We start from the raw sequence: 11,317 nt of genomic DNA, 5'->3' as shown, positions 1-11,317 counted from the left end.
GTGATAACATGACGATATTAGATAGATTAGATTCCAATTGGTCGCGAGAAGAACGTGAAAAAGTAAATGATAATTGGACAATTATTGAGAGTTATTTATCTAATTTACAGGGTCAAATTAATTTTCTTACAGGTAATGTAAACGTACAAGGACTTATAGACCAATTAAAAAGTTTGTTAAGCCAAGGAACTATAATCTTAGATGAATTAAAATCAGCCTTGATTAATGTAGAAGAGATTATTGTAGATGCTCAAAATGCTACTAACGATGCCAATGATGCAGCACAAAAAGCTTTAAATGCAGTTGATGAGATTCAAAGTATGCTTGATAATTTTCAAGTAAGGGGAACCTACGATAATGATACTGTCTACTCAAAAAACAATAGTATTTTTTATGAGGGTAGTTCTTACATTTATAAAAATAATACACCTAGCAAGGGGAATCCTCCTCCTAATTATCCGACAGTTGCAAATGACCATTGGCAAATGACTGCTGCTAAAGGTGCAAGTGGTGATGGTGCTGTATCAAAGGTAAATGGAAAAGAGCCGGATGGCACAGGGGAAGTTATTTTAACAGCGAGTGATGTAGGAGCAGCAAGTGCTGAACAATTGGACCAACTTGAACAGACAACAGAAAATCATATCGGCGACAATGCTAAACACTTACAACCGGGTCAAAGCGATAAGATTAATAACTCATGGCAAAAAAATACGTATAATGACACGGTTATTAGCAATTTAGGTTCAAAAACAGTAACAAGAGTATTTTCTATAGCACCTAGCGATTGGACTTCTAGCACGAATGTAGAAATTGCACAAATATACATCCCGATAGTCAATTTTTCTGGAATAATTAAAGCATCTTATGCAACAACTGGCTACAGTTCTAATGCAAATGGTGGTGCAGAGGTACTTTACAATGTAGCAAAGTTTAGCAATGAGATTGTGTATAACACTAAATGTATAGTAAGCATTTCTCCACAATTCGCGGCTAATTATGCCATTGCAGACATTGATAAAACGCAGGACGCTATTACAATCAACTTCTACAAGGCTCCTACAGCAAAAAATCCCCTTATTGTCAAAATAGAAATGGTTGGGGTTTACGATACAATATTTAATGAATTGGGTTCAGCGGTTGTAAATATATATGATACAGGTTCACCAAATGGAGCTGGATACCCTTGGACACCACAGAAAGACCTTGACAAGCGCATCACAGAAAATTTTACCTTGTTCAGTAGTTTTAAAGCTAAAATTGCATCTGCTACTACTGATAAAGGTGTACCTACTAATGCAGATGCAACAGGCGACCAAATGGCTGCGAATATTAGAGCTATATCTGGTGGTAGAAAAGAAGTTCAAGGGAGTTTTAGCGTACCTACTCTTGCACCTAAAGCAACAAGCCAAAACTATGTGACACCACTAGTAGATTTTCAACCTATGATGGCATACACAGATGAAGTCGGAGCTGTTATTTTTAATGCCACTGAACGTTGGGAAGGAACTGACGCATATAGTAATGGTTTTCACACATTAAGAGCAATACCAGAACAAGTGGGCAATCAATGGAGAGTTACTTTTAGATTTTATAACGCGTTAAATTATAATTCTGCCGCAAGAAATATACCATATATACTTTTATCACAATTATAAGGGGGGATTATATGCAAATATGTAATAGAGTAATTTTTGATAAACCAACTGGTGTAATAATTTATCAAACAGGAGAGCATCAAGGGGAAGTATCTCCACACCCTGATATTACAGAGGTTGATTTTATTGATATTCCTTTTGGCGTCATAGATTACAAGAAAAATTACATTGAATCAATTGATGTATTGACACTAAAACCAATTATCAAAATGTTCCCAAGCCAGGAGGCAGAGGAACAAAAGCGCATCCTAGAACTTGAAGATGCTTTATTATTACAAACAGAAAATGAAGTAGGAGGGATATTATAATGGTTAATCAAATCGTTGTAAGAATAGCAGCAGAACGTATTGTGTCGAAAGGTCTTAATCCAAAAACAAACAAAACTTATGTCATTGACGACATCACGAATCAGGATTACAGACAAGCCGTAGAGGATTATATTTTAATTACTAATGAAGATGTCTAATCGTTCCATATTGTTCAATAATTAAATACAAATTAGTAGCCGTCCTGAAAATTCAGGACGGCTTTTAATATTGATGAAAGTAGGTGTTTTATGAGTATAGAAATGTCTCTGCTTATTGCTGTTATCGGAGCGGCAATAGGCATAATGGGAGCAATTACAGCATTGAAAAAAGATAGTAAAAGTCAAGGTGTAATAGAAGCAAGTATATCATCTAAAGTGGATTACATTGCTCATGGAGTAGATGATATAAAACTAGAAATTAGAGATCAGGCACGAAAAATTGAAGCACATAACGAGCGCTTAGCGCGGGTAGAAGAATCAGCAAAATCAGCACATAAACGAATTGATAAAATGGAGGAAACAGCAGATGAAAATTAATTGGAAAGTACGTCTACAACACAAACAATTTTGGATGTCATTAATTGCATTACTTATCGTGCTCGCTAATCAATTAGCGGGCATTTTTCATGTCGATATAACAATTTACAATGACCAAGTGACAGCCATTTCAGAGACGATTCTAAGCATTTTAGGCTTACTTGGTATTATTATCGACCCAACAACAAGAGGCGTCTCAGATAGTGAACAAGCTATGAATTATGGTAAACCAAAGGACGGTGCTCAATAATGGTAGTTATTCGAAAAAAGCTAGTATCTGATGCTCAAGCAGCAAAGGTCACAAACGGAAAAGGTAATACCAAAAGAAAAGTAGTTGTTCATGGCACAGATAATTACCGTACAGGGGCAGATGCGGATGCACATGCTCGCTTACAAGCGAATGGCAATAGTCGATCTGCTTCATGGCATTGGCAAGTTGATTGTAATGAGGCTGTACAATCGTTTGAACATACTTGGAAATGTTGGGCTGCTGGAACAGCTAAAGGTAACTCAGAAGGTATACATGTTGAAATGTGTGTAAACAGTGATGGTGATTATAAAAAGACTTTAGAAAACACTGCTGCTTTAATTGCTAAGATTTTGAAGGATGAGAAACTAACTATAAATGATGTAGTACAACATAATTACTATAGTGGTAAGAACTGTCCTCGAGAAATCCGTTCAGGAAACATACCTTGGAGTGAGTTTTTGAAGATGATTCAGAAAGCAGGCGTTGTACAGGTGCCTAAACCAACTACAGATAACAATAAGTATCGAATACTAACAGGAACATATGGTACATTACAAGCTGCTGAAAATGTACTAGATGTGTTGAAACATCGTTTTGGATGGTTAGCTTATATTGAGCAAGACAATAAGCAATGGCGTATTAAAACAGGTACATTTACAGGTATGACAGCAGCGCAATCAGCTGCGGAAAAAATAAAAGTAGCTAAACTTGCGCAAGTAGCAAATCCAATACCAGCTTAATATTACTGAAACTAAGATAGTTTAATCAGTTTTCAGTCTTAGTCATTATCATTTTTCAAAATAAATAGCCACTCAATTGAGTGGCTAAATTGTTTATTGAATTGGAATCGTGAAAGAAACATCTTGAGTATCGTAAGAAGTATCATCATAGACATCACCAAACATTAATTTAACTTCTTTCACGTTTTCTACATCAATTTCTTTTCCATCAGGAGCTAAGAATTCAAGAACTGCTTCTTTCTTCACTCCTCCTTGAATATCTCCTGAAACATCACCATCAGTTAGGAACATGTTAGCATCTAATTGCATATCACCTACTACTAAAGAACCTTGGTCTGGATAGAAGGTAACTTTAGTATCCTTTGTATTCTGAACATTTACACCAACTTGAATTTTCTTTTTTGTAATTTTAATTTCACCAAGTCCAACTTTTAAGCCTAAAGCATCGACGCTGTGTGCACTAGCATCTACTTTCTTAGAGCCATCAGTTGCTTCATTTTTGTTTGATGAAGTTTCAATTTTTTCTCCAGAAGTTCCAGTAGAAGGTTTGTCATCATCAGAACTGCACATAGCTAAGGCAATAATTAATACAACCAATAGTATTAACCCACCACAACCAAATTTAAAAAATTTCTTCATTGTAGAAACTCTCCCTTTATATGTAATATTAATGCTCTTAAAGACTATATCAAATTTCCTATATTGTGTCAGTAATAAATTTGTAGAAAAATTTAAAAAAGCATAACAATATCAAAGGAGGTAAGTTATGTCAAAACTACACTTATTAAATGAAATAATTACAGTTGTTAAAATGATTTCTGGAGAATATGACGAGACAAAACTTGCTTTGTATCTGGATGATTTGTTATCTACATATTCCATTGAGGCAAAAGATGAAATAGATGTATCTGAAAGTAATGAAAATCTACTAACGATGTATGTCAACTCTATTAAATTAGAAAATTATTCCACATCAACTATCTCCAATTATCAATATGAATTAATACGTTTTATAAAGTTTATTCAAAAAAATATTTTACGTGTCCAGACAGCAGATATACGGCAATACCTAGCAGCACAAAGCCATTTAAAAAGCGGAACTATCGCAACTAAAATAACAATTATTAGCTCATTTTACAATTGGTTAGTGCAAGAAGAAATGCTACTGAAAAATCCAACTTCAAAGATAAAGACCCCTAAAACTCCTAAAAGGCTTCGAGAAGGATTAACTATTGAAGAATTAGAACTTGTTAGGGAATCTTGTGAAACAATACGCCAACGAGCTTTGATTGAAGTATTTTATAGCACAGCTTGCCGATTGAACGAATTAAGCTCGTTAAATATAAAAGATATAAATTGGCAAGATATGAGTGTAATAGTTTTTGGAAAAGGGAGTAAAGAAAGAAAAGTATTTTTAAGTTTCAAGGCATTATATCATTTGAAAAGATACTTGAAATCACGATCAGACGATTGCGAAGCGTTATTTATTACGGATCGTAAACCATACAGAAGATTAACTAACAGGGGAATACAATATCAAATAGATAAAATAGAACAATCATCACAAGTTAGTAAGCCTTTAACACCACATGTAATGCGTCATACATTTGCTACACTCGCAATGGATGCAGGAATCGAACTAGCCGACTTACAACATCTCCTGGGGCACGAAAACCCATCTACTACGCTCAGATATGCACCAGTAAGTGAAGAGAGAAAAAGAGATGCGTTTAAAAAGTACCATGTGCAATAAAAAAGTAAGACCATAATTAAAACATGGTCTTACAATGCACAAAAAATAAAAATGCACAAATTATGCACATGGATGTGAATAAATGCTGATTTATCAACACTTCAAGGGTATATATTTACCCCGACCACCGGTATCATTTTAATCGTTGATATTTAGCGTTCTATGCGTAGAGCGCTATTTTTACGTTCAATGTGTGTAATATTAGTCGTTTGCATTAGCGAACATGGACCGTTTTTCTAATTAACGTTAGAAAGGCGGTTTTTTCTATGTCTAGACGTAAAAATGAATTAATCGGTAGGGAACTTGATGAGGTGAGTCGTTTGGTATCAAAGCAAATAACAACGATGATTAGGTCTTGTATTTACAAACGAATGGTAAACAGACTACAACAATCAATACAAAACTACAATCAATTCGATTCGATTTTTCATTGGCTGTTCGAAAATAAATACTTGGCCGTAAATGACCTGGCGTGATCGTAAGAATAGCGTTGAAACATTTACAGTTAAACAGTTACATGCGTTGTTTAATGCGACTGACAAAAGTAAACAAAAAAAATTTGTAAAAAAAGATTTTACAACTCCAAATGAAAACAGTATGTCTCCAAGCCACACTTTGAGAAGATTTGTGCTTAAATGTAGCACAGTGCTTTAATTTAAAATTTTATTTATTGAATACAAAGAAAAATCCCTGCTTTCAATAAAAAAGTAGGGATTTTTGTAAAATAGGGGACCTTTTTGAATATAAAACGCACTGAAATGGATTAAACAAAATATGATTTCAATCTAAAAATCAATCAGTTTTTATTAAGCTAATGCACTCGAGATGTTTATTTGTAATTAGCTCACTGTTATGTTTCAATAAAACAAAATGAGATTAACTTGTTATGTTTTATTACCCAGCTATCTTCTAGCTATAATTCAATTTCCAATTTGTTTTTCATTTACATAGTTTAAGTATTCTTGAGCTTCAATGAATTTCTCTTGTGACTCTGCAGGAATTAAAGTGTCATCCAGAGCACCTGTTACTCCTAATTGTGCCCTAATCGTTTCATAGTCTAATAAGGCTTGGATGTATTGTTCATACTCTTCAGTTGTTAGAATCTCTTTGCTTGATGGTAGTCCGTTTAATTTATCAAAGAATGGTTGAATTTCGGACAATGCTACTTTAATTTCTTCTAATTGTTCTGCAGGGAGATGAGAATAATCTATGTTTCCATTTTTATCGCCATATTCAATTTTTGCGCTTGTAAATACACTTAATAAATTTTTAAATTGTTTAAATTCTTCTTTTCCTAGATCGCCTTTCGCTTGATCTAGCTTTGCATTAAATAATAAATAACTTTCCATCGTGACATTTATCGCATGTTTTTTTAAATTATCAAATGAGCCATATAAATCATCGGCAAGTAATGCTTGATAAGCAAATGCACCTGTTGGAATCATTAAAGAAGCAGAAATAACAGCTATTGCCAATCGTTTTTTTACAAAACGATTCAGTTTGCCCCCCATTTCAGACTTTGCTTTATTAATTCCCAACTTACTTCTATCATGAATCTCTACAGGTATTTCTATTTTTGATAGCTCTTGCTTAAGGTGATTATCCATAGTTACCTACCTCCTTTAAATTTTGACGAAGCTTGCCCAAAGCACGGTATAGGACAGATTTTACGGTTCCAAGTGGGATGTCTAATATCTCTGAAATTTCCTTTAATGTACGATCATCGTAATATTTTAGTAAAATGACACTCTTTTCATCCTCTTTTAAAGTATCAATTAGTTCGTGTAAAGATACAGTAAGTGCAATATCTTCATCTTCTGACCCAATCAGCACTTCAAAGTTTGATTTTAGCGGAATTACCTTTTTGTTTTTATTGATTAAGTTCAATGCACAATTAATCGTAATTTTCATGAGCCAAGTCTTAAAATACTCTGTTTTTTTCAATGTACTGATTTTCTTAAATGACTGATAGGCCACTTCTTGAACGAGATCTAATGCATCTTCTTTATTTTTTACATAGACATAAGCCATTCTATAAATATCTGTTTCATACTGTTGAAAAAGCATTAAGTAGGCTTTATCATCACCTTTTTGTGCTTTCTTTACTAAACGTTCAAGTTTCATCTTAATCCCTCCTTTCGTTTTGGTTTTCATCTATTAGACAAACGGTAAGGTGATTTGGCTTAAATTTTTTTAATTAATTTTATATATTGTGCTTTGGGAAGGTCTAATAGATGTGAACACTTTGTCAAAATAATAAAGTTACAATAAGGCTTTTCAAATTTTGCAGAAAACACTGCAGGTATACTATCTGAATAAAGACGAGTATAAATAGACAATTTATTTACACTATAAATCTGCATTTTTCAACTGGCTTCTCAACTTCAACTAATAGGGACTCTAGTTGAACCCTAAATCATACAAAAAGAGGAATTCGCACTTAGCGAATTCCTCTTTAAATTTCTTTATTTACTGTTATGTATGAAGATTAATTGCTAAAAAGCATAAAATATGTTTTGCTAGTATGAGTTAATTTCTTCAAATAAAATGCAGCATTCAAGCCATCGCTAGTGAGAAGGGCTTGAATTTACTATATTATTTTATCAAACTTGAGAAAAAGCTATTATAATTAAAGTTTCTCTTCCCATATCCAAATTGGCTCCTGAAGAACGATGGATGTTAGATTTCGGTTGATTCTTTTTGAATTCACCGTCATCTCATTGCTAAGAACAATCACTGTTAAGTCCTCGTCATTTAGCTGTGCAACATAATGACGGAAACCACTTGGATAACCTCCTGAATGCCCAACTGCTTTTTTCCCCATGACATCTTGAGTATACCATCCATATCCATATTGATACGGAAATTTTTTAGCATGGGTTGTACTCATCAGTTCTGATGTTTCCTTGCTTATCAATACATTATTATTTAAGGCTCTGTAAAACAGTTCTAAATCTTCTACTGTAGAAATGATATCCCCAGCTGCATACGCTGCAGAATTATGCATTAAAGGACCAGCTTTCCCCTCTACATGTCCTTCCGCCTTTGGTATATCAGTTGCAACCATAAACATAGAATTAAACATGCTGCTTGGCTCAAAAATATGCTCTTTTATATAATTTGCATATGGCTGTCCGCTGACTTTTTCAATAATAAGCCCTAACATTACATAACCAGTATTACTATAACTAAAGCTTTTACCTGGGGTAAACCCTAATTCAGAACCGCTAACCGTATTAACAATATCATTTGGATTCCATTCCTTGCTGTAGTCAAATTCGAAATCCGCCTTTAGATAATCAGGAATTCCCGAGCTATGGCTTAGTAGATGATTTATTGTAATAGACTCTCCGTTCGGAAAATCAGGAAAGTATTGTGAAATTGGATCATCTAAGTTTAAAAGTTCCTTTTCCACTAGTTGCATGACTGCTACTGCAGTGAATGTTTTGGATAATGAAGCAATCTGATAGAGTGTGCTTGGGCTATTTGGTAAATCAGTGGCTGCCAATCCGTAACCTTTTGTAAATAAAATTTCACCTTCCTTTGCAATGAGGACGGTTCCCTGAAATTTTTCATTTGTCAAATATTGATCGATTTTTTCAGAAACGCTTCCAGATAAATCACTATGGTTATTACGTCCAAATAATAGCAAAGCTACTATAGATACGATTACAATCACAAGAATCGTAATAGAGAAAAATTTAAAGAATTTTTTCATATAATACCTCTCAATCTATTTCTTCATATCTTATTAAACACTTCCTATTATAAGACAGAATTCGACATAACACACGAATATAATGGAAATATTACCAATATATTTATAATCTTAAATTCTCGAAATGATTTTAGGGTTACTAAATGGACATGTACTAATTTCAGGTAAGCTGAAAAAAAAGTGGGGAAGGAAAGTTTGAAGATTTTAAAGCAAAGATCTAGACGATAAATCTAGAATCGAAGAATATAAAATTTTTTGGTAGAAACAGTTAAAAGTTGAGTTATCAAGTGTAATGGGTAGTACATATGCCTTATAATAAAAAATAAGCTTAGAGCCATAATATTTGTACAAATTATAAAAATTAACCAAATTCCCTGTAAAATAATTAATAATGGAGTGTTATTAGATGTCAATATGGTTACAAATTTTGTTATTTGCTATACCAGGCATTACGATATATTATGGCGTATTTTATGGTACTCCAAAACTAGTGAGGAAAGGTATTCCATTAATTTATTCTTTTTGGTTTTGGTTGTGGATTCCAGCCCTGCTGTTATTACCTTTATCCATAGGCTTGTACATTGTTTTTGAAGATGGAACGTTAACTATCAACGCAATAAATCAAAGATTCCGTTTAAATCCAATAAGCAGAGATGATTGGCTATGGATTGTCCTGGCGGTTATATTAACTATAGTTTTTGACCAAATTTTAGAACCCATAGGAAAAGTATTAGCAAAGTATAAACTATTAGCACCACCTAGCTATTTACCAGAACCGTTTAATCCCTTAAAAAAATTCAATATTCCCCCGAAAGAATTTTTTGGTGTTTCATTAAAAGGTAACTGGAAACTACTACTGGTTTTTGTACCCATTCACTTAATTGCAATGTTCAGTGAAGAAATGATGTGGCGAGGATATCTTTTACCGATACAAGAATCAATGTTTGGAGATATGGCTTGGGTACTAAACGGGCTGCTATGGGCTTGGGTGTTACATATAGCATTAAAATGGCACGTTATTGGAATGATTCCTAGTATGCTGATAGCCCCTTTAATTGCACAATATACTCAATCTACTTGGGCATCATTTGCAGTTCATGCCATTGGAAATGCACCGTTGTGGATCATACTTCTAATTGGGATAATAAATACAACAAGAATATCAAATGAAAAGCAAAGAAAAAATCCTTAGGCATATAGGATTTTTTCTTTGTCCTTTAATTGTAAATAACCGTCTAATTAATCTTTTATTCAAATTAAACTAAATTAAGCGATAAAACTTTTATTTATGAACCCTAAGTAAACAAGTAAGTCAACCGACGGACACGGATCATTTCTTAAAATGGATTAATCCATTTCTAGCAATAAAAAATCTATTCCATGAACATCAAAGTTGGGCAGTTAATGAAGTTCTAAAATATAGCTGTGAATGAAGGCGAAAAGCTCACCACATGTTTGTCACAGCTCTGTCATTGAAGTGAGTTTGGTAGTATTATACAATAGGAATGAACGTTCATTCTTTATCTTTATTCAGCAGAATACCCCCACCACTATAGGTGTTGAGATGAATACGGTTTTGGTTTCTTTTCAGGGGTGTCCAAACACCTACTGAATGAAGATAATGCCTCGGCGGATGTCGCGGATTTTCAAAGGAATGAATTGTGTAGACACAATTCAAAATCCGGACGCAATTACGCCAAGGCGAAATTGATTTGGAGGAAAATTAATGTGACGACGAATAAGAGAGAGAATATAATGAGGGCTTCCTTGATGCTGTTTACTGAACGTGGTTTTGATGCGACAACTGTTCCAATGATTGCTGAAAAGGCACAAGTTGGTGCGGGCACAATTTATCGTTATTTTGAAAATAAAGAGGTGCTGCTCAATTCGCTGTATCGGGAATGTGTGGAACAACTATATCAAACATTGACGAAGGATTTTCCTGTATCCGCCTCAGTTCGCGAACAGTTTCATCATTTGTTTCAGCGGTTAATCCATTTTGGTCAGGAAAATAGAGAGAAGTTAACTTTCATTGATTCACATATGGAGCCAAGGATATTAGATGAAGAAAGCCAAAACAAGTTTTATGAGTGTTTAGGTTTCTTACAGAAATTTATCATTGAAGGGCAGCAGCAGGGGATTATCGTACAATTGCATCCTGATGCTCTAATTCCGATTTTTTATGGCACGATTATTAAATTGTTTAAAGTGACACGAGATAGCGACTTGGAAGAATCCGCTGATTTGTTTGCTGGCATTGAAGAATGCTGCTGGAATGGCCTTAAAATTCATTGACTTTTAAGATAGGTAAATCTTATAAAATTGTACGGTAATAGAGTCACAATTACCATACAATG

General features: G+C 33.9%; 13 protein-coding genes. 9 read left to right on the top strand and 4 right to left on the bottom strand.

The window, feature by feature from the left end:
* Positions 1 to 8 precede the first annotated feature (8 nt).
* The 6 genes from AC1RNS_RS08140 to AC1RNS_RS08115 all read left to right on the top strand — a co-directional run bounded on the left by AC1RNS_RS08140 (position 9) and on the right by AC1RNS_RS08115 (position 3,489).
* Entirely contained in the window at positions 9 to 1,655 is a 1,647-nt protein-coding gene (locus AC1RNS_RS08140; RefSeq protein ID WP_492991796.1) for a hypothetical protein, read from the top strand.
* 11 nt (positions 1,656 to 1,666) lie between these two features.
* Complete coding sequence (locus AC1RNS_RS08135) at positions 1,667 to 1,963, top strand: hypothetical protein (RefSeq protein WP_492991794.1); 297 nt, start codon at positions 1,667 to 1,669, stop codon at positions 1,961 to 1,963.
* Positions 1,963 to 2,121, top strand: coding sequence for a hypothetical protein (locus AC1RNS_RS08130; RefSeq protein ID WP_492991792.1), 159 nt, complete (start codon positions 1,963 to 1,965; stop codon positions 2,119 to 2,121). Before AC1RNS_RS08135 ends, AC1RNS_RS08130 begins: the two co-directional genes overlap by 1 nt.
* Positions 2,122 to 2,211: 90 nt before the next feature.
* Positions 2,212 to 2,499: a hypothetical protein gene (locus AC1RNS_RS08125; RefSeq protein ID WP_492991790.1), complete on the top strand. Its 288-nt coding sequence runs from the start codon at positions 2,212 to 2,214 to the stop codon at positions 2,497 to 2,499.
* A complete protein-coding gene (locus AC1RNS_RS08120; RefSeq protein WP_492991789.1) occupies positions 2,489 to 2,749 on the top strand; it encodes a phage holin in 261 nt (86 codons plus the stop codon). Before AC1RNS_RS08125 ends, AC1RNS_RS08120 begins: the two co-directional genes overlap by 11 nt.
* A complete protein-coding gene (locus tag AC1RNS_RS08115; RefSeq protein WP_492991788.1) occupies positions 2,749 to 3,489 on the top strand; it encodes a peptidoglycan recognition protein family protein in 741 nt (246 codons plus the stop codon). Before AC1RNS_RS08120 ends, AC1RNS_RS08115 begins: the two co-directional genes overlap by 1 nt.
* 93 nt (positions 3,490 to 3,582) lie before the next feature.
* Here the strand turns inward: AC1RNS_RS08115 and AC1RNS_RS08110 are convergent, their stop codons facing one another.
* Positions 3,583 to 4,128, bottom strand: coding sequence for a hypothetical protein (locus tag AC1RNS_RS08110; protein ID WP_492991787.1), 546 nt, complete (start codon positions 4,126 to 4,128; stop codon positions 3,583 to 3,585).
* Between the two features lie 127 nt (positions 4,129 to 4,255).
* Here AC1RNS_RS08110 and AC1RNS_RS08105 point away from each other — a divergent pair, with 127 nt between their 5' ends.
* On the top strand, positions 4,256 to 5,242 hold the full coding sequence (locus tag AC1RNS_RS08105) for a tyrosine-type recombinase/integrase (protein ID WP_492991786.1): 987 nt from the start codon (positions 4,256 to 4,258) through the stop codon (positions 5,240 to 5,242).
* Between the two features lie 920 nt (positions 5,243 to 6,162).
* Here AC1RNS_RS08105 and AC1RNS_RS08100 read toward each other — a convergent pair.
* The 3 genes from AC1RNS_RS08100 to AC1RNS_RS08090 all read right to left on the bottom strand — a co-directional run bounded on the left by AC1RNS_RS08100 (position 6,163) and on the right by AC1RNS_RS08090 (position 8,960).
* Positions 6,163 to 6,849: a DUF3600 domain-containing protein gene (locus AC1RNS_RS08100; protein WP_492991785.1), complete on the bottom strand. Its 687-nt coding sequence runs from the start codon at positions 6,847 to 6,849 to the stop codon at positions 6,163 to 6,165.
* Positions 6,842 to 7,366: a sigma-70 family RNA polymerase sigma factor gene (locus AC1RNS_RS08095; RefSeq protein ID WP_492991784.1), complete on the bottom strand. Its 525-nt coding sequence runs from the start codon at positions 7,364 to 7,366 to the stop codon at positions 6,842 to 6,844. The genes AC1RNS_RS08100 and AC1RNS_RS08095 overlap by 8 nt, the downstream gene beginning before the upstream one ends.
* 505 nt (positions 7,367 to 7,871) lie before the next feature.
* The gene (locus AC1RNS_RS08090; protein ID WP_492991783.1) at positions 7,872 to 8,960 is read right to left on the bottom strand and encodes a serine hydrolase domain-containing protein; all 1,089 of its coding nucleotides are present in this window, start codon (positions 8,958 to 8,960) and stop codon (positions 7,872 to 7,874) included.
* A 406-nt stretch (positions 8,961 to 9,366) separates the two neighbouring features.
* Here AC1RNS_RS08090 and AC1RNS_RS08085 point away from each other — a divergent pair, with 406 nt between their 5' ends.
* Positions 9,367 to 10,152, top strand: a complete 786-nt coding sequence (locus tag AC1RNS_RS08085; RefSeq protein ID WP_492991782.1) for a CPBP family intramembrane glutamic endopeptidase — start codon at positions 9,367 to 9,369, stop codon at positions 10,150 to 10,152.
* Positions 10,153 to 10,688: 536 nt separating this feature from the next.
* Complete coding sequence (locus AC1RNS_RS08080) at positions 10,689 to 11,255, top strand: TetR/AcrR family transcriptional regulator (protein WP_492991781.1); 567 nt, start codon at positions 10,689 to 10,691, stop codon at positions 11,253 to 11,255.
* The last annotated feature ends 62 nt before the right edge of the window (positions 11,256 to 11,317 follow it).

It is taken from the genome of Lysinibacillus sp. GW821-FHT14F06 (assembly GCF_058803665.1).
This window is presented reverse-complemented; position numbering and strand designations above follow the sequence as displayed.